20 protein-coding genes and 2 tRNA genes are annotated in these 26,418 nt (G+C 27.8%); 1 reads left to right on the top strand and 21 read right to left on the bottom strand.

What is annotated here, in order from left to right; all coding sequences use genetic code 11:
* Window position 1 precedes the first annotated feature (1 nt).
* The 6 genes from QP548_RS00195 to QP548_RS00170 all read right to left on the bottom strand — a co-directional run bounded on the left by QP548_RS00195 (window position 2) and on the right by QP548_RS00170 (window position 6,240).
* Window positions 2-1,030, bottom strand: coding sequence for a rod shape-determining protein (locus QP548_RS00195; protein ID WP_003452282.1), 1,029 nt, complete (start codon window positions 1,028-1,030; stop codon window positions 2-4).
* Between the two features lie 19 nt (window positions 1,031-1,049).
* Window positions 1,050-1,733 carry a RadC family protein gene (gene radC / locus QP548_RS00190; protein ID WP_003471078.1) on the bottom strand — a complete coding sequence of 228 codons (684 nt, stop codon included), beginning with the start codon at window positions 1,731-1,733 and terminating at the stop codon, window positions 1,050-1,052.
* Between the two features lie 46 nt (window positions 1,734-1,779).
* A complete protein-coding gene (locus QP548_RS00185; protein WP_061429074.1) occupies window positions 1,780-2,358 on the bottom strand; it encodes a Maf-like protein in 579 nt (192 codons plus the stop codon).
* 225 nt (window positions 2,359-2,583) lie between these two features.
* A complete protein-coding gene (locus QP548_RS00180) occupies window positions 2,584-3,387 on the bottom strand; it encodes an SPOR domain-containing protein (protein WP_061429075.1) in 804 nt (267 codons plus the stop codon).
* 261 nt (window positions 3,388-3,648) lie between these two features.
* Window positions 3,649-4,467 carry a PHP domain-containing protein gene (locus tag QP548_RS00175; RefSeq protein ID WP_061429076.1) on the bottom strand — a complete coding sequence of 273 codons (819 nt, stop codon included), beginning with the start codon at window positions 4,465-4,467 and terminating at the stop codon, window positions 3,649-3,651.
* Window positions 4,468-4,788: 321 nt separating this feature from the next.
* The gene (locus QP548_RS00170) at window positions 4,789-6,240 is read right to left on the bottom strand and encodes an aminoacyl-histidine dipeptidase (protein ID WP_061429077.1); all 1,452 of its coding nucleotides are present in this window, start codon (window positions 6,238-6,240) and stop codon (window positions 4,789-4,791) included.
* A gap of 132 nt (window positions 6,241-6,372) precedes the next feature.
* On the opposite strand from QP548_RS00170, the gene pyk reads away from it, so the two are divergent.
* Window positions 6,373-7,797, top strand: a complete 1,425-nt coding sequence (pyk, locus tag QP548_RS00165) for a pyruvate kinase (protein WP_061429078.1) — start codon at window positions 6,373-6,375, stop codon at window positions 7,795-7,797.
* A gap of 402 nt (window positions 7,798-8,199) precedes the next feature.
* On the opposite strand, the gene rpsA is transcribed toward pyk, so the two are convergent.
* The 15 genes from rpsA to QP548_RS00090 all read right to left on the bottom strand — a co-directional run bounded on the left by rpsA (window position 8,200) and on the right by QP548_RS00090 (window position 26,222).
* Window positions 8,200-9,336 (bottom strand): 30S ribosomal protein S1, encoded by a 1,137-nt coding sequence (rpsA, locus tag QP548_RS00160; RefSeq protein ID WP_061429079.1) that lies wholly within the window; start codon window positions 9,334-9,336, stop codon window positions 8,200-8,202.
* A gap of 145 nt (window positions 9,337-9,481) precedes the next feature.
* Window positions 9,482-9,685: a heavy-metal-associated domain-containing protein gene (locus tag QP548_RS00155; RefSeq protein WP_003452305.1), complete on the bottom strand. Its 204-nt coding sequence runs from the start codon at window positions 9,683-9,685 to the stop codon at window positions 9,482-9,484.
* 104 nt (window positions 9,686-9,789) lie between these two features.
* Window positions 9,790-10,554 carry a peroxide stress protein YaaA gene (yaaA, locus tag QP548_RS00150; RefSeq protein WP_061429080.1) on the bottom strand — a complete coding sequence of 255 codons (765 nt, stop codon included), beginning with the start codon at window positions 10,552-10,554 and terminating at the stop codon, window positions 9,790-9,792.
* A gap of 165 nt (window positions 10,555-10,719) precedes the next feature.
* A complete protein-coding gene (locus QP548_RS00145; RefSeq protein WP_003452437.1) occupies window positions 10,720-11,130 on the bottom strand; it encodes a CBS domain-containing protein in 411 nt (136 codons plus the stop codon).
* A gap of 85 nt (window positions 11,131-11,215) precedes the next feature.
* The gene (locus QP548_RS00140) at window positions 11,216-12,118 is read right to left on the bottom strand and encodes a 3'-5' exonuclease (protein ID WP_003452466.1); all 903 of its coding nucleotides are present in this window, start codon (window positions 12,116-12,118) and stop codon (window positions 11,216-11,218) included.
* 254 nt (window positions 12,119-12,372) lie between these two features.
* Window positions 12,373-14,118 (bottom strand): DUF262 domain-containing protein, encoded by a 1,746-nt coding sequence (locus tag QP548_RS00135; protein WP_061429081.1) that lies wholly within the window; start codon window positions 14,116-14,118, stop codon window positions 12,373-12,375.
* Window positions 14,119-14,299: 181 nt separating this feature from the next.
* On the bottom strand, window positions 14,300-16,087 hold the full coding sequence (locus QP548_RS00130) for a MutS family DNA mismatch repair protein (RefSeq protein WP_061429082.1): 1,788 nt from the start codon (window positions 16,085-16,087) through the stop codon (window positions 14,300-14,302).
* A gap of 298 nt (window positions 16,088-16,385) precedes the next feature.
* Window positions 16,386-17,915 carry a glucose-specific PTS transporter subunit IIBC gene (ptsG, locus tag QP548_RS00125; RefSeq protein WP_075808091.1) on the bottom strand — a complete coding sequence of 510 codons (1,530 nt, stop codon included), beginning with the start codon at window positions 17,913-17,915 and terminating at the stop codon, window positions 16,386-16,388.
* 170 nt (window positions 17,916-18,085) lie between these two features.
* On the bottom strand, window positions 18,086-18,982 hold the full coding sequence (locus QP548_RS00120) for a metal ABC transporter substrate-binding protein (protein WP_061429084.1): 897 nt from the start codon (window positions 18,980-18,982) through the stop codon (window positions 18,086-18,088).
* A 225-nt stretch (window positions 18,983-19,207) separates the two neighbouring features.
* A complete protein-coding gene (locus tag QP548_RS00115; RefSeq protein WP_061429085.1) occupies window positions 19,208-21,976 on the bottom strand; it encodes an AAA family ATPase in 2,769 nt (922 codons plus the stop codon).
* Window positions 21,966-23,105: a metallophosphoesterase family protein gene (locus tag QP548_RS00110; protein WP_061429086.1), complete on the bottom strand. Its 1,140-nt coding sequence runs from the start codon at window positions 23,103-23,105 to the stop codon at window positions 21,966-21,968. Before QP548_RS00110 ends, QP548_RS00115 begins: the two co-directional genes overlap by 11 nt.
* Window positions 23,106-23,385: 280 nt before the next feature.
* Window positions 23,386-23,568: an alpha/beta-type small acid-soluble spore protein gene (locus QP548_RS00105; RefSeq protein WP_003452440.1), complete on the bottom strand. Its 183-nt coding sequence runs from the start codon at window positions 23,566-23,568 to the stop codon at window positions 23,386-23,388.
* A gap of 139 nt (window positions 23,569-23,707) precedes the next feature.
* Window positions 23,708-25,885 (bottom strand): 5'-nucleotidase C-terminal domain-containing protein, encoded by a 2,178-nt coding sequence (locus tag QP548_RS00100; protein ID WP_061429087.1) that lies wholly within the window; start codon window positions 25,883-25,885, stop codon window positions 23,708-23,710.
* Between the two features lie 157 nt (window positions 25,886-26,042).
* Window positions 26,043-26,118, bottom strand: a tRNA-Trp gene (locus QP548_RS00095).
* Between the two features lie 28 nt (window positions 26,119-26,146).
* A tRNA-Trp gene (locus QP548_RS00090) sits at window positions 26,147-26,222 on the bottom strand.
* Window positions 26,223-26,418 lie beyond the last annotated feature (196 nt).

Genomic DNA, 26,418 nt, shown 5'->3' with positions numbered 1-26,418 from the left:
TCTATCCTCTTTGTTGTTTAACTATTAAATCAAACTTATCTAAAGCTTTTCCTGTACCTAGTGCAACACAGTCAAGAGGTGATTCTGCTATATGAACAGGCATTCCTGTTTCTTTATATATAAGTTCATCTAGTCCTTTTAGGAATGCTCCTCCTCCAGCAAGCATTATTCCTTTATCCATGATATCAGCTGCTAATTCTGGTGGTGTTTTTTCTAAAGTAGTTTTGATTGATTCTATTATTGATGAAACTGGCTCTTTTAAAGCGTTTCTTATTTGTCCTGCATCAACCACAACAACCTTAGGAAGTCCTGATATTAAATCTCTTCCTTTTATATCCATTGTTTGTTCTTCTTCATTCTCATCAACTTTGTAAGCTGATCCAATTTCCATTTTTATTTGCTCTGCTGTTCTCTCACCTATCATTAAGTTAAATTCTCTCTTAATGTAGTTTATGATTGATTGGTCTAACTCGTCTCCAGCAACTCTTAATGATTTACTAGTAACTATTCCACCTAATGATATGATAGCAACCTCAGTAGTACCTCCACCGATATCAACTATCATACTTCCTGTAGGTTCATCAACTGGAAGTCCTGCTCCGATTGCAGCAGCCATTGGCTCTTCCATTAATATTACGTCTCTTGCTCCTGCTTGCTTAGTAGCTTCTTCTATTGCTCTTCTTTCAACTTCAGTTACTCCTGAAGGGAAGCATACTATTATTCTTGGGCTTGTGAATGCACTTTTATTTGTTATCTTTTCTATGAATCTCTTAAGCATTGTTTGAGTAACATCGAAATCAGCAATAACTCCATCTTTTAATGGTCTTATAGCCACTATGTTTCCTGGTGTTCTACCTATCATTTGCTTAGCTTCAGTACCAACAGCTAATGATTTTTTTGTTAAGTTGTTTATAGCAACAACTGAAGGTTCTCTTAATACGATCCCCTTTCCTTTAACGAACACTAGAGTATTTGCAGTTCCTAAATCTATACCCATGTCTTTTGTCATTCCAAAATTAAATAAACCCATTTTTAATCCCCTTTCCTAATCACAATATGTCTTTTTCTTTAAGACTTATGAATCTGTTATCTCCTATTATTAAATGATCTAAAAGCTCAATACCCATCATTTTTCCACACTCTTTTAGTCTTGTTGTTATGTTTATATCATCTCTACTAGGTGTTGGGTCTCCTGAAGGATGATTGTGACATATAATTATAGATGCTGCGCTATCTTTAACAGCCTCTCTAAATATCTCTCTTGGGTGTACTAAAGAAGAATTTAGCCCACCTTTAAAAATTTCTTTTTTAGATATTACTTTATTTTTAGTATCAAGGTTTATTAGAATCAACACTTCCTGACGTAGCATTCTAAGCTCATCTAAAACCAATTTTGCTACATCTGATGGCTTTGAAATTTTAACCTGCGTTAACTCAGAAACCTTAAATCTCTTATATAATTCACACATGGCTAAAATTTGAGTTGCCTTAGCTTCCTTAACACCTTTTACCTCCATAAGCTCCTTTGCTGAAGCTTTAAAAAGTCCATTCAATCCACCAACACTATGTATTATTCTATAAGACAATTCAACTACATTTGAATCCTTATTTCCAGTTCTAAGAATTATAGCTAAAAGTTCCTCATTAGATAAAAACTGAGCTCCATAAAAAAGTAGTTTTTCTCTTGGCCTCTCACCAGATGGAATTTCATTAATTCTTATATTTTTAGACATATTACAACTCCTTATTTAGAAATTAACATGCCCATTGAAAGTAATTTTAAAGTATTGTTATGTCATAGTTTTCTAATGCTTTATATAGCTTATTCAAGGGCAATCCCATGACATTGTAATAACATCCCTTTATTCCCTCTACAAAAGCACCACCTAAGCCTTGAATTCCATAAGCTCCTGCTTTATCCATAGGCTCACCAGAATTTATGTAATTTCTTATCTGTCTAGGATTTAATTCTGAAAATCTTACTTCTGTACAGTCGCAATCAGTCACTACAGTATCATCATAAGTATTTATTAAACAAATACCTGAATATACCTTATGAGTATTACCACTTAATGAAGATAACATACTAAAAGCATCCTCTTCATTTTTAGGTTTTTCCAAAACTTTTCCACTTTGAAAAACAACTGTATCCGCAGCAATAACTATAGATGGTTCATTAAGTCTTTTTGAAACCTCTATAGCTTTATTTCTAGACAAATCTTTAACATACTTTTCAATATCTCCCTTAAAGTCTATAGTATTTTCATCAAAGTTTGACTGAACTACTTCAAATTCTTTAACTATTTTTTCAAGAATCTCAACTCTTCTTGGAGATTTTGATGCTAAAATAACCTTCATTTTTCCACCTTACCTTATATCTAAAAAACTTTTAAATAATCTTATTTTTCCTTAAATAAGGTCTTGTATTCTTTATCCTATATAGTTTATCATTTATTATTTTTATAAACAAGTATAAATGTACGTGTATAGTAAATTATAAAGAAAAAAATGAAAGAGAATTTAACTCTTTCATTTTCATTATAATTTAAAAATATGTTACTATAAATTAAAAATAAATTACAATTATTTGTTTACTTTAAAATTATTTAAAGTATTAAACACTATTTGGTAACTTTCTTCTATATTTTTTTTAGTTATTTCATCTGGAATTTTATTTATACCATCTTTTAATTCTTTAAACACTTTAAAATACTCAGAATCACTGTGTTCCTCTAAGCTATTAACCCATTCTTTAAACTCTGTTGTCTTAACACCCTTAACAGAATCCTCTTTTAATTTATTTATTATATTTACATAACCATTTACTATCTCTATAATCTCATTACTACACACATCAGTTTTTGGAATCATAAATCTTCCCTTTGTATTACTAACACCTTTTTCATTTAATTCATTAGAAAGTTTAGTAGCTTCTTCTTCATTTCCAATGTGAACTATTACCCTATAATTTTCCGCTTCACTTAAGGATACTGCAATATAATCATCTTCTAATTGAGCCTTTACATTATTTGCATTCTCTTTATTTGAGTAGAAACCACATTGAATCATTACATACTCTTGTCCACCTACACTTTCAGCCATTACCTTATTATCTTTCGGCTTTTCATCTTCTTTTGATGCTTTGTTATTTTCCTTATCTTTCTCACTTGTCTCTTTATTTTCTCCAGAAGTTGCTTCTATTCTTTCCTTTTCTGCTGTTTTCTTTCCTTCAGGCCATATAAACTTAGACATTGCAGTTGATATTACAAGTGCCACAACAATTACCCCAATAAAAAGTAATATAAAGCTTTTACCATCATTGTTATTATTGTTGTTATATCCATTACTCCTTTTTTTATTCTTTACATCAATTCTAGTGTACTTCACCCTTCCCCCAACCTTTCTTTTAATTTAACTTTACTAAGCATTTTTCTTTTTACAAATTATGTAAAGCCCCTCTTTATATATTTATTTTACATAATTTGTAAAATTCCTTCTTTTAATTTTATTTTTCTTAAATTTTACATTTTAATAATAAATAAAAAGCTTTATTGAAATTTGCTTTTAGAATTCAAATCAATAAATTCCATAAAGCATTATTTTCAATAAAGCTTACAAACTAAACTAATATATTATTTTAATAACAATTTATTTATCTAACAAATCATATTTTGCATAAAACTCTGGTGTTCCTAAACTTCTCTTAGATATAAGTCCTCCGTGATAATCAGATCCACCTGTTATTATTAGATTATTTTTTGTACAATAATCTACTAAATATTTTATTGTATCCTCATCATGATGCGGATGATAACACTCTATTCCATCTACACCCCAGTTTTTAAATAATTCTAACATTTCATCTAATTTAAATTGAGACTTTCCATACTTAGGGTGAGCTAAAACAACAATTCCATTAGCTTTTTTTATAGTTTCTATAGCTTCTTTAGGATGAGGAAAATCTGGATATTTCAAAGCTCTTTCACCAACAAATATTTTATTAAAAAATTCATCAATATTTTTACATATTCCTCTATCAATTAAAAAGTTAAGAGTTTTCCATCCACCCTTTGAAGGATCATGTTCATAAGCCAAATAATCTTCAAAATCTATATCATATCCAGCATCAATTAATTGCTTTATTGAATTATCGTCTTTCTCTTGAAGCAATCTATCATTATTTTCTATTAAGCTCATTAACTCTTTATTGTTTTTATCAAAATTATAAGCTAATATGTGAAATTGTTCTCCATTTATTATGCTTGAAACCTCTACCCCTGGAATAAATTTAATATCCATTCCCTCCGTTAAATCTTGCATTTCCTCTAAGCTTCCTATAGAGTCATGATCTGTAACTGAAAATAGTTTTATATCTTTTTCTACTATTTCCTTTAATAACTCCTTTGGTGTAAGTGTTCCATCAGAAGCTCTAGTATGCATATGTAAATCAGCTCTTACTAAATTCATGTCTATATCCTCCCATAGTCTAATATGTTTATTATTTACTATTTAATTTATAAAAAGATTATTCCTTTTAATATATTTATTCATATCTCTCTATAAAATAATAAGGCTGTATCTAGCCTTAATTGTAAAACTTATAAGTAATATTATAGATAAAATTTAGAATTTAATTCTCGCCATAGAAATTATAGGCTTAAGCTAAGTTCAAATCTTTATAATGATTTATTAGAAACCTTCAATAAACCCTTATAAAAGTCCAATAATTCTAAAATATATTTATAAGTTTTTTAGGTAATTTAGATACAACCTTAAATTAATTCTTAATTATTTTATAGCTTTTAATATTTCAACTAAGAAATCCCAAACATTTTTTACTGAAGATATGCTAACATGTTCATTTGGAGTATGAACATCATACATATTAGGACCAAATGAAATCATATCTAATCCTTCTATTTTTTCTCCTAATAATCCACATTCTAATCCAGCATGTATAGCTATTATTTCAGGATCTTTTCCTGTCATATTTTTATATACATTGCTGCAAAGTTCTCTTATTTTTGAATCAGGATTATATTGCCAAGCTGGGTATGGTGCTTGTATTTCAAATTCTCCACCTAATACTTCTGCAACGTCAGCTATTTCCTCTAAAAGTTTAGTTTTTAAAGTTTCAACTGAACTTCTTGTTGAACTAGCAAAGACAATTTTATCCCCTTCTGTAGTAACAACACCTAGGTTTGTTGAACTTTGAACTAATCCTTTCATTTCTATACTATAAGTATCAACTCCATCAGGAATTAAGTTCATTATTTTTATAGCCTTAAATGTAGTGTCTTTAGAAAATACTTTATGATTTTCTTCTTTTTTAACTAAAGTTACATTAACTCCATTATCATTAGCATGGTATTCATCCTTTAATATTGAATCCCATTTTTGAATTAATTCTTCTAATTTTTTAACATCTTCTTTTTTAACAGCTAGTAAAGTATCACATTCTCTTGGAATAGCATTTACCTTAGATCCACCATTAATTGATATTAATCTAATATCACAGTTAGCATTAATATCATTTAATACTCTTCCCATTAGCTTGTTAGAGTTTCCTCTTTGTTTATCTATTTCCATTCCAGAGTGACCACCTTTTAGTCCTCTTAGCATGATTTCATAAACTTCAAAATCTTTTTCCATTTCTTCAAAGTTTATTGGTAAAGTAACTTCACTTCTAGCTCCACCTGCGCAGCTTACTAAAAGTTTTCCTTCTTCCTCTGAATCTATGTTTAAAAGATACTTACCTTTTAATAAAGTTCCATCTAAAGCGATAGCTCCACCCATTCCAACTTCTTCATCAGTTGTAACTAAAAGCTCTATAGCAGGGTGTGCTATATCATTTGAAGCTAAAACAGCCATTCCATAAGCTACTGCTATACCATTATCTGCTCCTAATGTAGTTCCTGTAGCATATATATAATCTCCATCTACTCTAAGTTCAATAGGATCTTTTTCAAAATCATGTATAGTATCTTTATTTTTTTCACATACCATATCCATATGACCTTGTATTATTACTCCTGGTGCATTTTCATATCCTGGAGTTGCAGGTTTTCTTATTATTACATTTAATGATTCGTCTTGTATTGTTTCAAGTCCTAAACTTTTTCCAAAGTTAACTAGGAAATCACTTATTCCCTTTTCATTACCTGATCCTCTTGGAATTTGTGATATTTCTTCAAAATATTTAAAAACACTTTGTGGTTCTAAACCTTTTAATACATTCATTTTTTACCCATCCCTTCCTATTATTGTGGTAAAATATAATTAATTTAATAATTTATTCTATTATATCAAATATATCAAACTTTTAAAGCAATCACTAAACTATTTTAGTTTAAACAAAATGAGGTGGTTTTTATGCAAAAAACAAAAATGATATTTACAATTGGTCCTGCAAGTGATTCAGAAGAAATTCTAAGAGAGTTCATAAGAATTGGTATGAATGCAGCTAGATTAAACTTCTCACATGGAGACCATGCAAGTCATAAAGAAAAGATAGAACTTATTAAGAGACTTAGAAAAGAAGAAAAATCAGCTACAGCTATCTTATTAGACATTAAGGGTCCTAAAATAAGAACACATAATTTTAAAAATGGTGAAGCTGAATTAAAAAATGGTGATGAATTCACATTCTCTTGCGGAGATGAAATATTAGGTGATAACACTAAATGTTCAATCTCTTATAAAGAACTATATGAAGACATAAAACCTGGTGGATCAATACTTGTTGATGATGGACTTTTAGAATTTAAAGTAAAGGAAGTCCGTGGAACTGATATAATATGTGAAGTTATTGAAGGCGGTACTATAAAAGACCATAAAGGTGTAAATGTACCTAATGTACCAATTAAACTCCCTGCAGTGACTGAAAAGGATAGATCTGACTTAATATTTGGTTGTGAGATGGAAGTAGACTTTGTAGCAGCTTCTTTCATAAGAAAACCTGAGGATGTGCTTGAAGTTAGAGAAATTCTAGACTCTCATGGTGGAAAAGATATAAAAATAATATCAAAAATAGAAAGCCAAGAAGGTGTAGATAACATAAAAGAAATAATTAAAGTTACTGATGGTGTAATGGTTGCTAGAGGTGATATGGGAGTAGAAATTCCTATAGAAAATGTACCTATAATTCAAAAAAATATAATTAAGAAATGTAATCAAGCAGGGAAAATAGTTATAACGGCAACTCAAATGTTAGATTCTATGATAAGAAATCCAAGACCTACTAGGGCTGAAGCTTCTGACGTATGTAATGCCATATTTGATGGTACAGATGCCATAATGCTTAGTGGTGAAAGTGCTTCTGGTAGTTTCCCTATAGAGGCAGCAATGACAATGTCTAGAATAGCAAAAAAAGCAGAAGCTAACTTAGACTATAATTATCTTTTAAGAAGATTAAAGGATCCAAATCCAAATCCTGATGCCTTTGCAGATGCCATAAGTTATTCAGCATCAAAAACAGCTAGCAAATTCCCTACAAAAGCTATAGTAGCAGCCACTCAGACTGGTTCAACTGCTAAGATATTATCAAAATATAAACCTAGCTGTCCAATAATAGCTATTACTCCATATGAAAAAGTTAGAAGAAGCTTAGCTTTAAACTTTGGAATAATTTCTAAGAAATGCGCTTATTTTAATAGTACAGATGAGATCATAGATGAAGCTAGAAAAGTAGCCAAAGAATTCCAAATAGCTGAAACTGGAGATAATATAATGGTAGCTGCTGGTTTCCCAACATCAATAACTGGTGGAACAAACATGCTAAAAATTGAAAAAATATAATTTAATATAAAAAAGGGCTATATCAAAATATAATAATAAAACTTACAACATATTCCGAGAATTACTAGATTTCGCTAAGAATTTATAATCATTACTTCGAAAATATCACTAAAGCTTCGAAACTTAAGTGAAAGTCCAAATTTTCAATTTGGATTCTTGAACTTATGCAATCGAACTTTGTGAGATTGTATTCATAAGGAATTAACAGTCTCAGCTTTTTAACGTGATATTTTCTACGTAATAATTTAAATTCTAAAGCTCATCTAGATATTCTCTTCATACTGTTTGTAAGTTTTATAAAAAGCTATTTTGATACATGCCCTTTTCTAATCTATAAAGCCTATAAATTCTTAATGAAATCTATTATCTTATTAAATTATTAATAAGTTTTATTTTTAAAAACTATAGATTTAATCCTTTGAATAAGTCAGCTAATGAATAACCTTCTTCTTCATCATTATACTGCATATATTCATTTGAAGTTTCTACAGCATCTTTTATGCTTAAGCTCATTTTTTTGTTTTCATCATCTATATTTAAGATTTTAACCTTAACTTCTTGGCCTAATTCTAAAATATCTGATGGCTTAGCTATATTTTCATCAGTAATTTCTGAAATATGAACTAATCCTTCTATTCCTGGTAATACTTCAACAAAAGCTCCAACCTTTATAAAATTAGTTACTTTTCCAGAAACAACATCACCAACTTTTAATCCTTCTAAGGTTTCCCATGGATTTTTAATAACATCTTTTAACGAAAGTGCTATTCTCTCTCTATCCATATCAACTTCTGATACAAATACTTCTACTTCATCTCCAACTGATACAACCTCTTCTGGCTTATGAACTCTTGACCATGACATATCACTTAAGTGAACTAATCCTTCTACTCCACCAATATCAACAAAAGCACCAAACTTAGCTAATCTAGTTACTTTTCCTTTTCTTTTTTCTCCTTCTTTAATTGAAGACCAAAGAGCTTTCTTTTCATTATTTCTTATTTCTTCATCTATTACTCTTCTTGAAACAACAACTTTTCTATTATCTTTATTAAATTCTATAACTCTAACTTCTAAAGTTTTTCCTACTAATTCTTCTAAATTCTCTATTCTTCTTCCTGCACATTGAGAAGCTGGCATAAATACTCTAAGACCATTAAAATCTCCTACTATTCCACCTTTAACAACTTCTTTTAAGGAAACTTTTATTGATTTTTCTTCTTCAAATGCTTCTTTTAAATCGTCCCAAACCTTTATTGCATCTGCTCTTTTCTTTGATAGAAGAACATTTCCATCTCCATCATCTCCACTTAATACCATTACAAATATATCATCATCTACATTTATTGAATTTATATCAAAATTCTTATCATTTGAAATTTCATTTCTTGGTACCACACCATCTGCAAAATGACCAATGTTAACTATTATTTCATCATTCTTTACGCTTATAACTTTCCCTTTAACTATTTCACCTTTATGAAAATGCTTTAACTCAAAGCTATCCATTAATTCTGACATTGTAAGATTTTCACTCATATTTACATCTCCTTTATTTAAGGCTTACTTTATAAAATATTTTACATAACTATATGTTATAAAACAAGTAGGCATATAGCTTATTGTAGTTTTATATAAATAAAAAATTACCTAATAACATATTGCCATTAGGTAATTAAACAATTTAATCTTCAATTGAAACTAATTCATAACCAACTTCTTCTAAAGCATCTCTTAAAGTATCTTCATCAACTTCAGTATCAACAACAGCTCTGCCAACTTCTACTTCTAAAACATCTACTCCGTCAACGTCTAATAAAGCTGCTTCAACGTGTCTAACACAATTTGAACATGACATTCCATCAATCTCTAAAATAAGTTTGCTCATAAAAAAAATCTCTCCTTAAAATTTTAATTTATATTATTTATTTTAATTTTATATAATAATTCATAAATATTAACCCTTAAGTTTTTAATATCTATGATTTTTAGCTAATCTCTAGTAAATACCCATGTATCTCCTTCAGAAAGCCTCTCATTAAATTCATATCCATCTAAATCAAAGTTTTTTAAATCTTCTGATTTAGTAATCCTATTCTTCGTTATGTATCTAACCATTTGTCCTCTTGCCTTCTTAGCATACACCGTAACAACCTTATATTCAATACCTTTTCTTTCCTTAAATACAGGGGTTATAACTCTAACTTTTTTATCAATTTTCTTTATAGACTTATAATACTCATTAGAAGCTAAATTTATAATAACTTTTTCCTTATGATTTTCTAAATCTTTTAAAACAGCGTCCATTATTTTATTTCCCCAAAAGTCATAAAGATTTTTAGAGCCATCAATTGAAATTTTTGTTCCCATTTCTAATCTATATGCCTTTGTTCCATCTAAAGGCTTTAATGCCCCATAAAGTCCTGATAATATTCTTAAAGAGTCATTACAAAATTCTAAATCTTCTTTAGTAAAATTATCTGCATCTAGCCCTCTATAGGCTTCCCCTTTAAAAGATAGTACAAAGGGTTTTTCATCACCATAGTAAATTGTATTCCAATCTTGAATTTTGGTGAATGTTTGCACTCCTAAATCTTCACTTATTTTCATAAGTGGGCATAAATCTTGAATTTCTAATTCCTTTAAATTATCCATGATTACTTCAGCCTCACTGATAAAAATAGGTTTGCTTGTTTCTATATTTAAATTTGGTTTTGTTAAATCTAAAGTTTTTGCAGGTGATAATAAAGCTATCACAAGTATCACCTCTTTCTAATTTTGTTAAAAACATTATATAATAAAATAATTTTATTTAAAACTACTCTAAACATATTATTATAGAATTATTTAAATATACTTAATAATAATACTTTCAGAAGATTCAATCAATATATTTATAAAAAAAATTAAGGCCAAAAGACCTTAATTATTTTTATATAGACTGTTATAACAGTGATTTATTATATCACTTCTTTTTATTATTCCTATAAATATCCCATTATCATCAACAACTGGTACAAAGTTTTGAGAGATTGCTAATGATATTAAACTTTCCATATTTTCATTAATACAAACACTTTTGTGTTTAACTCTTCTTGGTATTTCCTTTACACTAACTGTGTTAGTATTTTTAAAATTAAGCTCTGGATTTCTTTTTAAAGTCCAAAGTAAGTCCCCTTCTGTTAATGTACCCACATATTTTCCTGTTTTATCTATAAGTGGAATAGCTGTATATCCATGATGCTCCATTCTTTCGATAACTTGTCTCATTGTTGCATCAGTATATTCATATGCTACTTCACTTTTTGGTGTTAGAAAAAAAGCAATATTCATAATATATCAGTTCCCCTAATTTTTTATAATAATTGTTATACTTTTATTTTATCATATATATGTTTTTTTAAGTGACAATCTATTGTCATTTAGCTAACTTTTTAAATTTATAGTCAAGATCAATGTATTCTGTGTCATTTATTAAAGAGTTTGTAGATTCATAAACTAAATTGCCTGATAAGGTCTTTTTTAGTACAACCTCTTGTCTAACATTTCTATTGCATTTTGGACATTTTCCTATTGATACAAATCTCCAACTAAATAATCTAAAAGGATGGTCCATTTCAACTTTAATATTACATTTAGGGCATTTGAATTCTACATCTTCACACTCTAAATTATAATTCTTTAAATCTTTAACCCTTATAGAAGGCATATTGTAGACATCTTCTACTATATACTCTTTTACCTTTTTACCATTATATAATCTTTTAAAAACCTCTGCCGTATAAACAGCATCATTTAGTGCATCATGTAGTTTACTTTTATCCATTTTTATCTTTAACTCTTCTAAAGCATGTTTTAAACTTAAAGATTTTTTATGCGCTAATATCTTTGTACAATATTTTTGTATATCAATATATTTTTTTATCCAACTTATATTTTTGTATGAATGATACTTAGCATTATTAACTATGTGAACAATGTCATCAGTAGCCCAGGAACAAAGTATATCATCTTCCCCAATAAAGTCTTTAAGGTTGTCCATAGCATCTTCAAATTTAATTCCATCTTTTAAATGATCTTCAGTTATTCCTGTTATATCTATTATCTTTGGATTTAAAACCTTAAATACTGATGGTTTAATATATGTCTTAAACTCATCTACTTCTTGCATGAACTTATTTAATTTTATAGCCCCAATCTCTATTATTTCATTATAGGAATCTAATTCCTTTAAATCTTTCTGCTCATTATAAATATTAGGATAAAATTTTGTAATATTTTGCATATTATTAAATTCTAGGTCTATTATTACATACCCCATTCTCTACATCCTCTCACTATCTATATCCATATATAATTATGCCATGAATTTTGGATTTTTTCATTAAAATTGATTTATTATTTATCTACTACTTTTTTTAATAATAAATCTTAATTATCCCATCTAATAACTTTTATTTTATTGAGTTAATTCCCAATTTTCAATAGACAAAACTTAACTTTTATTTAAATAAAAAAGGGGGCTGTATCAAAATATAACAACAAAAGTTATTTTGATACATGCCCTTTTAATTTCTAAAACTTAGTCCAAAGTTCTAAGGCTCTATTAACTAAGCTTTCATGTCTATCTTTTAATGAATCCATATTCCAATCAGATAATTCTAAAACTTCTTTAGTTATAGCGAAATCACTTTTCTTACTTAAGTATTGTTCAACTTTTTCAGCAAATGGTTTATTGTTAGCTCTAGTATTTTTAGCGCCTGTTATTATAACTAAGTTACCAAACTTATTAGCCCAGTTCCTTCTTTGATCAGCTGAGAAGTTATCTTTCCAATAAGCTTCTTTAGCATTTCTAGGAAGAACATGCTCTATCATAATCTTATCGCTATAATCTAAAACTTCATTAGCCCTCTTTTCCATATCAAGTCTTACGAAGATATACTTAGGTATCATCATTCTACCCTTACTATAGAAATCTATATCATTTAAAGCATTTTCAAAGTATGCAGTTGTTCTCTCTAAGTCATATAAGAATACTGGTGCTTCTTTTATTTCTTCTAAAGAATCTTTTTCTTCTATAGATTCTAAAATTCCATAAACTCTATTTAATCTATCAGCAAATGAATTTCCGTTTACCCAGTCAATAACAAGTCTCTTTTCTAAAACTTTAACAAATTCTAAAACTAACTTATCATCATTGAATTTCTCAGCAAATCTAATAACTGCTGCCATCCAATCATCATATGGTAAGAACTCTCTCATTATGTTTATTAAATTTTTATAATAAGATTTTTCTTCCTCTGATACCCCTTCAAGATTACCGTCTATTATATACTTGTCATATAAAGCTTTTACAGCAGTTAAATGATTTACAAAGTTAACTCCTAGATATTCTGGTTCATTTCTAAATATCTTTTTGCTAAACTCTTCATATACGCTTTCTTCAACTTTATTTTTAAGCTTCATTGTTCTCATGAAACCTATGATTTGATCTAGTTTTTCCTTACCTAAATCTTGCTCATGACTTTCCCAAATATCAGTGTACTCTTTTCTTATTTCAGGGTTCATAACTCTTAAGTTTTCACTCTTTAAAAGATCTGAATCTGTTAAAGGTAAACCTCTTGCATTTATTACATTGAATAATCTAAATGCTGAAGTAAATGATTCTGTTGTTATTACAACTAATACAACTTTTTGAAGTAAGTAAACTATAAACTCATTTAACTTTTCTTCTAAAAGTTCTCCATTTTCATTAAAGAAACTATCTCTAAATACTTCTATTGCATTAACCATATTTTGTTTAGCTTCTGAAAGTTCTTCCATATCTAAATCTTTAACTAATTCTGTTCCACCATTAGTTAATATGTACTTTTTAAAGAACTCTTCTTCTTTTCCTCTAGCCTTAACTCTTATGCTCTCTTTAATTCCCATAAGAACATTTGGCTTTTGATATATTAAATCAGATAATACTTTTTTATACTCTTCATTATCTATTAAATCTCTTATTGCAGCAATTAACATGATTATAGATGTAAGTCTTTGTTGTCCATCTATTACATCATATATTCCACAGCCATCATCTTTATATTCCTTAGAACATAAAACAATACTTCCTAAGAAATATGGCTCATATTGATCAAATTCTTTATTTCCTCTTGCTTTATTTAGTTCTACTGACTCCCAAATATCCTCAACTAATTGCTTTAAATTTTCTTTAGTCCAAGAATATGCTCTTTGATAATCTGGGATTTCAAATAAGAACTTATTACTTAATAAATCCTTTATGTAATATTCTTTTGCTTTTACCTTTTCTGTAAACAAAATATACATGCCTCCTAATTTTTTGCTATTTATTCTAAGTCCTCTTTTACTAATAACTCTACTCATGAAAAAAAGCCATTTAAGGCTTTTTCACTAAATACATCATTTGTTTATTATATCAAAATTAATTTAATTTGTCTAAAATTAAGTTATTTTGCTGTTTATATATAGAAGTATAATTTTATTCAATATCTATTCCAGCCATCTTCATTAAATATCTAGCATTTCTTGTTTGTGAAACACCTTTTCTTAAAATATAATCAAACTTTAATTTATTATCCTCATAATATTCTCTAAAATTATAATTTTGTATAGTAGAATCTTTTTTCTCCATATCACAAAGTTCAAAATCATGAGTTGAAACTAATCCTAAGGTGTTTCCTTCTAAAAGCTGATTTATTAATATCTCTGCTCCCTCATGTCTATCTAAGGAGTTTGTTCCTTTAAATATTTCATCTAACAAGAATAAAATCTTTTCTCCTCTTTTTACCCCTTCAACTATAATCTTTATTCTAAGTATCTCTGCATAAAATGAAGATATACTCTCTTCAAGATTATCTCCAGTTCTCATACAGGTATAAACTTTTAATATTGGAGCTTCAAAACTTTCTCCTTTTACAGGAAGTCCTAGATAAGCTAATATACAGTTAAATCCAACAGTTCTTAAAAATGTACTCTTACCAGACATATTCGATCCTGTTATTAAGATTACTCTCTTATCCTTATTAATATCAAAACTATTTCCAACGCCCTTTTCTCCTAGCATAGGATGGCTAAGATTTTTCCCTTTTAAAGTATAGTCATCATTTATTTTTGGGGTAGCCCATCCATGATTATTATACGTAAATCCAGCTAAAGAAACTAAAGCCTCAAAATCTCCTAAAGAAATCATCCATTTATAAAACTCATCTTTATTAGAACTCTTCCACTTTTCAAGCTTTGATAGAATTTGATAATCCCAAAGTAAATAACAGTTTAATAAAAGATAAAAGGCATTTCCCCTATCATAAAGCCAGCTAGTTATCTTTTCTAAGCTTTTAAGCTCTTTACTAGCACTTTTACCATTCATATCTAAATTACTTTTTATACCTTGTATTATATTAGACTGGAAATTCTCTTTTTCTATTAACTCTAAAGCCTCTACATAGGTTTTTATTCTATATTTTAAATCTTCAAATATATTTAACCCTTTAATAACTTCCTTATTGCCAAGCTTCAAAATACCATAACTTATAACAAGAGAAATTAATAGTATTTGCCATGAAATAATATTCATACCAACTAAAATAGTAATTCCAATATTTATTACTGGCATTATTATTCTAAGAATATTTAATAAAGGCGATATGGCTTTACTGTCTTCTTTTAACCATTCCCCCAAATACTTCTCTTTTTTTCCTTTTTTATCTTTTAATGAAGCTATAAATTCATGTCTAAAATCCACTTTTTTAGAAAGCTCCTTTAAAGCTTCCTGTCTTAATAAAATTTCTTCTTTATTTGGAAGTTCTTCTAACTTTAATAAATGACTTAATTTCTCTCTTCCATAGACAGTACCAGTTTCATTTATCCATTGAAATAAAGAGTTTTTTCCGAATATATCTAAGTCATTTATAAAAGGATGCTTATTATCTAAATATTCTCCTCCTAAGTCATTAAATTCTCTCCACTTTCCCTCTAACCTAAGAATCTCTTTTTTATTAACATCTATAAGAGCTTCTCTTTTACTTATTTTATTTACTATACCTTCATGAACCTTTGCTAAATATAAAAATAATATAGAATTTAGCAAAAATAATATGATCCCAAAGCTTATTGACCCTATGCTATAAGCGTAGTAAATAAAAAATAAAATACTTAAAGAAACTACTAATCTTAATGCACTGATTATATTATAGTCCCTCTTTAATCTCTTTAAAGCACTTGAATACTCTTCTATTCTTTTTTCATAAATATCTTTTCTATTCTCCATATTTATCCTCTCAAAACACTTTTTTAATATTATACCATAGTTAACATATTTTAATGCAAGACTCTCCTTTAAACTATGACACTTTCTAAATTTATATGAAAAAATGATTTAAATCTCTTATAAATAAAGTCTATATAAAAATTAAAAATATACTTAAATTAAGCTTTAAAATTTAAATAAAAAGGCCATATCAAAACCTAATAATAAAATTTATTTTGATATGACCTATTTTTCTTATGTTTTTTGTATTTTTAAAAATTTATCTCAAACAATTAACTAATTTTCCTATTTAATTTTGCTACTTTTCTCCCATGCCATTCATAATTTCTCTAATTTGAGTTTTAAGTATATCTGATTTTCCTCCAAATATAGCTTGAATATTTTCTCCAACTTGCATTACACCAGCTGCTCCAAGCTCTTTTAATCTTTCTTTATTAACTTTGCTTGAATCGTTAACTGTAACTCTTAATCTAGTTATACAAGCATCTAATTTATTTATATTGCCTGCACCACCTAAAGCTATTAAAATTTCAGCAGCTAAGTCATCATTTACAGTTTCATTATCCATATCATCAAATATATCATCATCTTCTCTACCTGGAGTTTTAAGATCAAACTTTCTAATAAAGAATCTAAATAAGAAATAGTAAATTACAGCAAAGCCTAATCCTACAAGTATTACTAACCACCATCTAGTTCTATTTGGAATTACTCCTAATAGTATAAAGTCTAAAAGTCCACCTGAGAAAGTCATACCTATTTTAACATTTAATAATTGCATTATCATAAATGATAACCCTGCTAATACACAGTGGATTGCAAATAATACAGGAGCAACAAACAAGAATGCAAACTCTAAAGGCTCAGTAATTCCTGTTAAGAAGGAAGTTAAGGCAGCTGAGAATAAAATACCTGAAGCTATTTTCTTTTTACCTGGTTTAGCTTCATGATACATTGCTAAGGCTGCTGCTGGCAATCCAAACATCATAAATGGGAACTTACCAGTCATAAAGGTACCTGCTGTAAATGGAACTCCATCTCTTAATTGGGCAAAGAATATTTGATTATCTCCCATTATTAATTGACCTGCTTTATTTGTATATTCTCCAAATTGGAACCAGAATGGATTATACCAAATATGATGTAATCCAAATGGAATTAATGCTCTTTCTATTATTCCAAATAATAAAGCTGATAGGGTTTGATTAGCACTTATCATATTTTGTGAGAAGTATAATAGTGCACCTTGTATTGGAGGCCATACAAATACCATTATTCCTCCAAGTACTAAGGCAGAAATAGCAGTTATTATTGGGACAAATCTTTTACCTGCAAAGAATCCTAAATATGAAGGTAATTCTATCTTATAGAACCTTTTATATAAAGCTGCGGCTATAACTCCCATAATAATTCCACCAAATACTCCAGTTTGAAGTGTTGGTATTCCAAGAACTGTGGCATACATACCATTTCTAGTGTTAGCAACCACGTCGGCAGTTATTCCTCCACCAATTCCCATTGTTACATTAAGTATTAAAAAACCAACTATTGCTGCAAGACCTGCAACACCGTCTCCCTCTGATAATCCTACAGCTACCCCAACTGCGAATAATAATGCTAAGTTTGAAAATATTATATTACCTGCATCAGACATTATTGTAGCTATTAATTGAAACCACCCTGCATTTAATGCTGGCACTAAGCTTAAAAACTGAGGATCTTGAAACATTGATCCAAATCCAAGTAATAAACCTGCCGCTGGTAATAAAGCAACTGGTAACATCAAAGCTTTACCTATTCTTTGTAAAACTCCAAAAGCTTTCTTCATCTTAATCTCTCCTTTTAAATGATTTCTTTCTTTATAATTCCTAAAATACACAAAAAATAAAGACTTAAATTTATTATTCCTATAAAACACCTATTTTATTATTAATAGGTATTAGAATAATAAATCTAAGTCTTGCCATTTAATTAAGTAACAATCCTAAGTATTCTCTTTTATTTTTGTGATGATAATGCATTATATATTTTTGAAAGATTTTCTTTCATAGCATCTATATAACTTATACCATCTTCATTGCTTTCTAGAGTATATATTTTTTCAATTTTTCCATCAACTTCATTAGCTAAAGTTTGAGAAATTTTTTCACTTGCTAACTCAGGCATAAAAATTGTTTTTATATCATTCTTTTTACAGAACTCAACTATCTCTTGCATTTTTTGAGGAGTTATTTCTCCCTCTCCAAATAAGTTTTCTACACTAACTTGTTTTAATCCAAATTCTCTACATAAGTATCCAAAAGCAGCATGACCAGTAACAAAATCCTTATTAGCTAATCCATTAAACTTTTCTTTGTACTCATTTGCTAAAGAATCTAATTTCTCTGCAAACTTTTTAAAGTTTTCTTCGTAATAACTTTTATTATCTGAATCAACCTCAACTAAAGCATCTTTTATGTTTTGAGCTTCTATTTTAGCTCCATCTAAGCTTAACCAAAGATGAGGATCTACCTTATCTCCTTCTTTTAATACTTCAGCACCTTTAGAAGCTTCAACCACTTTCACATCTTTATTTTCTATTGTATTAAGAACTTGCTCTTTCCAATGTTCCATACCTAATCCATTATAAACAAAAACCTTAGCCTTATTTAACTCTAATAAATCTTGAGTTTTTGGTTCAAAATCATGTGGCTCTGTTCCATTTGGAACCATAGTCTTAACATTTACCTTATCTCCACCAACTATTTCAGTAAACTCTCTTAAAGGTTCAATACTTACAGTAACATCAACCTTACCGTTATCTTTTTTATTTTCTGCTGTCTTAGCACTTTGACACCCAACAAAAAAAGCAGCCATTGTTACTCCTAAAAAAATCGATACTAATTTCTTTCTCATACTTCCTCCTGTTTGCAAATGATTTGCATTATTATAATATAAACTTTATATTACTTTTCTATTATTGTCAATATTTATAATAAAACTATCATAAAAATAAAAAAGGCCTAATCAAAATATATTATAAATAAAACTTATAAACATATTCCTAGAATTACTAGGTATAGCTAATAATTGTTTGTAAGTTATATAAAATTTATTTTGATATAAGCCCTTCATTTTAAATTAAAGCTCTATTATATTTACTTTTTCCTTATCTTTAAGAATATTTATTTCTCTTTTTTGGCATGTAAATAAAATTATTTGATTTTTATAAACTCTCTTATATATTATATCTAACATAGTTTTTAATCTATTATCATCATACTGAGTAAAACTTTCATCTAATATTATTGGAACTTTTTTATCTTCAAATATTATGTCAATTATTCCAAGTCTCAATGCTAAATATATTTGGTCATATGTTCCACTACTTAAATAAGAAGCATCCATAATTTTATTGCTTTTTGTATCCTTAACAACTAAGTTATAATCTTCTGATACTCTTAAATCTTTATAAGCACCCTTAGTTACATCTTTAAAGATATCCTCTACCTTTTTATTTATAACAGGTCCAAAACTTTTTTGAAGTTCCTTAAAGGCTTTTTCCATGTAGTTTGTTGCAATCTCAACCCCCTTAAGTTTTTTCTCTAAGGAACTAATCCTTTCCTTAACTTCGGCTATCTCTTCATCTATTAAAAATAAACTTCTACAGGTTAACTCTTTGCTACTAATTAAATATTCTACATCCTTTATTTCTTTTTCAATATTTAACAAGTCATTATTTTTTAATTTTATTTCATTTAAGATTTCTTCTTCACTGTTATAAACTTCATTTTTAATCTCTGATTCCTCATATGAAAGTCCATTTTTAACTTCTAAAATATCTCTTCCCTTAAGTAATAGATTACAGTTTTCCTCTACACTATTTAACTTATTTTTTAAACCTTCCTTATATTCTATTTTAGCTTCTATTTCTTCTAATCTAGAATATACTTCATCTAAAGGAATACTTTGTAGTGATGTATTTTCTAAATAAGCTTTTATTTTTTCTTCTATTTCTAATCTTCTATTATTTAATTGATTTAAATCTTCCTTAACCTCATTAAATTCTGATTTTTTTCTTATTAATAAATCTTCCTGGCTTTTCTTTTCCCTTGAAAGTTCTAAGATTTCATCTATAGAACCTGCCCCTGTAACTCTTAGTAACTTATCTATAAAAGCTTCATTACTTAATATTTTTTCCTTAGTTTCATCTTCTTTTAATAAAATCAAACTTTTCTCTTTTTCCTTAATTTCTACATAGAGAATATCTAACTCTTTTTTAATAAATCTATAATCCTCTAAAGTTTCTTTAATAGAATACTCATCTTTTACCTTAAGGAATTGTTTATATTCATCAATTTTACTTTTTAATACTTCTATTTCTTTTTTCTCATTTATAAGCTCATCTATTTCATTTATTCTTTTACTTATATTATTTTTTTCTTTTTTATTTAAGCTACTTTTAGCTAATAAAAATATAAATAATAACATACCTAAAATTGAAAGTGCTAAGGTTATTATATTTTCGCTCTTGAAATAGGATATAAATAAGAAAGCACATAATAAAATACTTATTACTTCCCCAACTCTAAAAAGAAAAATTTTTCTTGAAAAACTTTTACTTTCCTCTTCAATAATATTCTTCTCGTCTTTTAAGTTTGCATTTATTGAAGGATATATTTTTTCATTATTATATTTTTCTAAATCCTTTTCTATTTGTAACACCAAATTATCATTTAATTTCAAGGCATTTAAATGACTTAAAAAATCATCTTTCTTTTCATTTAACTGATAAAGCTCTTCCTTTACCTTTTGAATAACATTGTAATTTTCTCTTAATCTATCATCTTCAATCCTAAGCTCTATTAATTTAGTTTCTAAATTATTTGATATTTCATTTAAAATTCCATAACTCTTTAATTTTTCATTATAATCATAAATAGATTCTTTTAGCTTATCTATTTTATCTTCCTTTTCTTTTAGTGATTCTTTTAGAAACTCATAATTTTTAAACTCATCTCTTAAGTTATTTAACTTTTTTAAATCACAGATAGCTTGTACATCTTTTAACTCTTCTAATAAAACTTTTAATTCCTCTTCTAACTTTTCTTTTTTATTTAAATACTCATTTATATTTTCATACTCACTTTTTAATTCTGATTTTTTTAAATTTCTCTTATGTAATTCTAATTCTTCTATTTTTAAATTTAAATCAGTTCTTTTTTCTTTTAATCCTTTTAAGTAAACCTCATTTTCTATATTTTCATCATGAATTTTTACTCTTTTATATCTTTCTTCTAAAAGCTCACTTTCTTTAATTCTTAATAAATCAATTTTTCCTGTTTTTCTTGAATTAGTTAAGGACTTTTTATTTTCCTCTAAATTATTTTTTATTTTTTTATAAGAAACCTCATCAGCTCCACATTCTAAGATATTAATAATTTTATTTAATACATCATCCTGCTTTGAACTCTCTACAGTACACCCCATTTGACTTATAAATAGAGTATTCTTAAATCCTTCGCTAGAAAGATTAAATATATCCTTACCAGGTTCTTGCCATGAGTATTTATTTATCTTTTCTCCAGTTATATTATTTAATATATTTCCCTCATCATATTTTTTTGTTTTACCAAAACTTCTATCTATTAAAATTTCCTCACCATTATCCTCTACAAGTAACTCTCCTGAAAAACTTCCTTCCCCTAATGGTGTGTACTTTGCTCTATCTGATAAAGTTTTTTTGCCTCTTTTATTACAAACACCATATAACATTACCTTTATGAAAGATTGTAATGTACTTTTTCCACTTTCATTTTCACCATATATTATGTTTAATCCATCTTTTAATTCTATTTCTTTATTTTTTAATTTTCCAAAGGACTTCACATTTATTTTCTTAATTATCATTTAAATTCACTTCTCCATCTAAAATACTCTCCATACCAATTCTAAAAGCTATATCTAGTATCTCTTCATCCTCTTCATTAGATTCTAAAGCATCCTTGATTAAAGAACAAAAAATACCCTTAATTGAATACTCATTGCTCATTTCATCAATATCTATTTTCATTCTAGTAGAATTTACAATCTTACAGTAAAAGAATTTATCTCTAATTAAGTTTTCTATTAAATCACTATCTATTTTAAAAGACTCTTCTATATTCCCTTTTAAGATGATTTTAAATAGATTTTTTTCTCTTGATTCTTTTGAAATAGTATTAAGTATCTTATCTATAACCTCTTCTTTAGTTTTACAATTTGATATATCAATTTCCTTAAGAAAATACTCTCTTTTATTAGTCTTTATAAAATCTAGGTCTACAACTCCAAGGGATACCTCTCCTAATATTATTCCTTTATCCCCTTCTTCATCAAATCCTCTTCCCTCTGGACATCCTGAATATGCATAATAAGTATTACCGATTCTTTTTATTCCCGAAAATTTATGAATATGTCCTAAAGCAATATAATCCATCTTACTCTCTTCTATTTCCTTAAATAATAAGGGATTATACTCTCCTGTTTCATTATTCCCTAAATCCCCATGTAGAACCATTATTTTTACTAAATCCTTATCCTCTTCTTTCGGAGTAAAATCCTTAAGCTTTGACTCTCTTATATATTTTTCCTTAAAGGATGCTCCATAAACAACAGTATTTAATTCAGGTATCTCTATCCTTTCAATTTCATCCTTAAATATATGAACATTTTCCCCTAAGTTAACCATATTATAAAAAGATTTTTTATTATATGGATCATGATTTCCTGCTGAAATAAATACTCTTATATTGTGTTTTTTAAGTTTATCCATTTGATCCTTTATAAAAGTAAGAGTACTCTTTTCTATAGTATCATTGTCAAAAAGGTCTCCCGCTAAAAGAACTAAATCAACTTTTTCATCAATTCCTCTATTTATTATTTTACTAAAGCTTTCTCTTAACTCAGCTCTCCTCATTGTACCAATTTCCTTTGGTAACTCTTTAAAAGGAGTATCAAAATGAATATCACTACAATGCAATATTTTTACCTTTTTCACCAATATGACACCTCTCTTATTCCAATTTATTCTAATTTTATCATAGAGATTGTCAAAAAAAAAGACTACATAGAGGATATAAATCCTCTATGTAATCTTTTTTGCGGTAGAAGTTTAAGCATCATGTTTTGGCGGTTTACCCTCCATAACACTTTCTCCTGTTATAAATTTTTAGAGTCATAATATAGGATTTTTATAATGGTTATTTAATAATCATTATAATTATTCCTATTTTTTTAATGAATCTTTTTTCTTTAATTCAGTATTAGCGAAAGGTTTGTTATTTTATTTGACTTTCGTAAGCTTCTACCATTCTTTTTACCATTTCGCCGCCTACGGAACCACATTGTCTTGAACTTAGGTCTCCATTGTAATCTGAGAATGGTACACCTAATTCTCTAGCTACCTCGTTTTTGAATTTACTTAATCCATTTTTTGCTTCTGGAACTAATGATTTTGACATTTCTAATTCCTCCTTTGGCTTTGGTAATTTGTAAGCTTGAAATTTGTTTATCTCTTGCTTACACTATTATATTAACCATAATTCAGATTATAAACCTATGAAATAGAAGGATTTTTAACCATTCTATTCCAAGAAGCATCTATTTTTTATTTTTCTTTTTTAATATTACACCTGCACCTAATAATAACATACCTATTTGTGACATAGCTTCTGCACCTATAGGAGATCCTGTGTTAGGAAGTTTATTTTCTTTTTTAGAAACTTCCTCAATGTTATTTTGTTCATTATTTTTTTCATTCACTTCTTTAGATTTACTATCTTCTTTAACTAAAGTATTATCTCCATTTGAATTATTTTCTTTATTATTTTTTTGTTTTTCTATGTTTTCATCTACTTTAAGCACATCTTTTTTACTTTCTTCATTAACTCCTTGATCCTTATTATTATTTTTATTATTAATAGAATCTAAGTTTATATTTTCCTCATTTTCTTTAGATGTATTATTATCTTGAGGTAAATCTTTTTCATTTATTGATGCTATATTAGTATATTTTCCGTCTTCTGATGTAGGTATTTTTAATTCTCCTGAATTAACTAAATCTCTAACCTTTTTATAGTTTTCTGAATTTGGATCTATTCCTAGTAGACACCAATTATTTTGTTTTTTTGCATTTATAAGGCCATTTTTAACATTTTTAATATAATCTATAGCTAAATTTCTTATTGTTACTTCTTCTTCTCCATAAGCTGTCTTAGAATCCCAAAGTTTTTTAAATTCTTTTCCTTCAAAGATTCCTCCTTTTCCTTGTAATTGTCCAAGTCTATATGAATTCATTCCTAATTTTAAAACATCTGTATCCTTAAGTTCTCTTCCATCTTTATACTTAACATCTTTAATCCTATTACCTTCTTTTTCTCTTAAATCAATTTTGTAAGTTATTCCTCCAAACATATCATTAGTACTATACTTTGATGCTCTTCTTTTAGGATTAAAACTTGGCGTAATATCTCCTGGATTTAATGTATTAAAATAGCCAGCTGCCCACTCCATATATTTTTTTAAGTCTTTTCCAGTTACTTCATAAACGCTTATTTCTCCACCAGTATATCTATAGTTATAAGCTATATCTTTCTTTTTTATATCACCTACATTTAACTTAGCCTTATCATTATCTATAGATAAAGCTATTACATCTGCTTTACTATAATACTTTCCTACTTCATGAAAGAAATCAATTAATGGAGTATCTTCTATATGTATAGTAGGTATTCCTTTTATGTAATCTTCATCTACCATGTTAACCCCTTCAAGTCTTCCAATAACTGAGTTAGCATCTTTACGCAATTCTTCATGGAAGGGTTTTAATAGATCTTCTATTTCTTTATCTGATTCTACATTAGCTACTGAGATAGTATCTGCATTTTTATTTTTAAGTACATTTTTCCCATTTTCTTTTTTAAATGTTAAATCTATTTTTGATACAGCTTGTCCATACTTTCCTGGCTCAGTTATAATAACTCCATTTACAACCTCATTTTTAACTAACTTATGCATATGTCCCCCTACAATTGCTGTAAGCTCTGGACATTGATTAGCAATATCTGTAACACCTGTATTGGAAATAGCATTTTCATTATCTAATCCCATATGCATAACTCCAATCATGGCATCAACTTTTCCATCTAATTCTTTTATAATCTTTTTTGTTTCTTTAACTGGATCTCTAAATTCAATTCCTTTTATATTATATGGTTTTTCAAACTCTTTTATCATTGGAGTATCCATACCTATAATACCTATCTTTATACCATCTCTTTCTATAATGGTATATCCATCCATAAATCTTGTTCCATCATCATTATAGATATTACCAGCTAATACCTTTCCTTCAAATTGACTTGTTACATGTTTAAGCACATCTAATCCAAAATTAAATTCATGGTTTCCCATTTCCCAAATATCATATTTCATCTTATTCATACCTAAAACCATAGGTTGGTGAGGTCCTTTATTAAAAGTTTCAACAAAGTTATCTTGAATTGAATCACCTGCATCTACAAGAATTAAATTTGGATTTTCATTTCTCTCCTTTTTAACAATTGTTGATATTTGTGATAAACTTCCTGATTTATTTTCAGTATCTGATGAATATTCCCAAGGAACAAATCTTCCATGTATATCTGAGGTTCCTAAGATGGTAACCTTAGTTTCATTAGAAATCTCTTCCCCCTTAACAACCTTACCATTAAAAAAACATAAATTTAATGATAAGAACATCATTGTAGCTACACTTAATGGTTTAATTAGTTTTCTCACTATTTTTCATCCCCCTAAATTTTAAACTTTACCCTTAACATTATACATTGTTCTGAAATTGTTTACAATATTTATATATAATTTACATGTTTTTAGTATATAATCTTTCATTTAAAATTAAGCAAAAAAAAATCAGTGAATTAATTCACTGATTTTTTGGCAGGGGCAGTAGGACTTGAACCCACAACCAATGGTTTTGGAGACCACTACTCTACCAATTGAGCCATACCCCTATAATATTATGTTACTTATTGTGTTAATTGGCAGGGGCAGTAGGACTCGAACCCACAACCAATGGTTTTGGAGACCACTACTCTACCAATTGAGCCATACCCCTGAACACAGAATTTATTATATATTAAAAATAAACTTAACGCAAGAGTTTTTTATGTAATTTTTTATTTTTAATAAAAAGTCTATATTAATCCCCTAATAAAACAATATAATATTTGATAATAAAAAAATATCTTTAGCTAAATTTAAAGTAATTATTTCATCAATTAAAATAAAGCATATATAATATAAATTTAAAA

Origin of the sequence: Clostridium sp. UMB9555A (assembly GCF_030222355.1) — a bacterium.
GTDB classification, from domain to species: Bacteria; Bacillota; Clostridia; order Clostridiales; family Clostridiaceae; genus Sarcina; species Sarcina perfringens.
This window is presented reverse-complemented; position numbering and strand designations above follow the sequence as displayed.

Bases quoted from the DNA above. Each gene is read 5' to 3' on its own strand.
- QP548_RS00195 (WP_003452282.1), bottom strand. From the start codon at position 1,030: ATGGGTTTATTTAATTTTGGAATGACAAAAGACATGGGTATAGATTTA.
- radC (WP_003471078.1), bottom strand. From the start codon at position 1,733: ATGTCTAAAAATATAAGAATTAATGAAATTCCATCTGGTGAGAGGCCA.
- QP548_RS00185 (WP_061429074.1), bottom strand. From the start codon at position 2,358: ATGAAGGTTATTTTAGCATCAAAATCTCCAAGAAGAGTTGAGATTCTT.
- QP548_RS00175 (WP_061429076.1), bottom strand. From the start codon at position 4,467: ATGAATTTAGTAAGAGCTGATTTACATATGCATACTAGAGCTTCTGAT.
- QP548_RS00170 (WP_061429077.1), bottom strand. From the start codon at position 6,240: ATGAATGTATTAAAAGGTTTAGAACCACAAAGTGTTTTTAAATATTTT.
- pyk (WP_061429078.1), top strand. From the start codon at position 6,373: ATGCAAAAAACAAAAATGATATTTACAATTGGTCCTGCAAGTGATTCA.
- rpsA (WP_061429079.1), bottom strand. From the start codon at position 9,336: ATGAGTGAAAATCTTACAATGTCAGAATTAATGGATAGCTTTGAGTTA.
- QP548_RS00155 (WP_003452305.1), bottom strand. From the start codon at position 9,685: ATGAGCAAACTTATTTTAGAGATTGATGGAATGTCATGTTCAAATTGT.
- QP548_RS00145 (WP_003452437.1), bottom strand. From the start codon at position 11,130: ATGAATATTGCTTTTTTTCTAACACCAAAAAGTGAAGTAGCATATGAA.
- QP548_RS00140 (WP_003452466.1), bottom strand. From the start codon at position 12,118: ATGGGGTATGTAATAATAGACCTAGAATTTAATAATATGCAAAATATT.
- QP548_RS00130 (WP_061429082.1), bottom strand. From the start codon at position 16,087: ATGGAGAATAGAAAAGATATTTATGAAAAAAGAATAGAAGAGTATTCA.
- ptsG (WP_075808091.1), bottom strand. From the start codon at position 17,915: ATGAAGAAAGCTTTTGGAGTTTTACAAAGAATAGGTAAAGCTTTGATG.
- QP548_RS00120 (WP_061429084.1), bottom strand. From the start codon at position 18,982: ATGAGAAAGAAATTAGTATCGATTTTTTTAGGAGTAACAATGGCTGCT.
- QP548_RS00115 (WP_061429085.1), bottom strand. From the start codon at position 21,976: ATGATAATTAAGAAAATAAATGTGAAGTCCTTTGGAAAATTAAAAAAT.
- QP548_RS00105 (WP_003452440.1), bottom strand. From the start codon at position 23,568: ATGTCAAAATCATTAGTTCCAGAAGCAAAAAATGGATTAAGTAAATTC.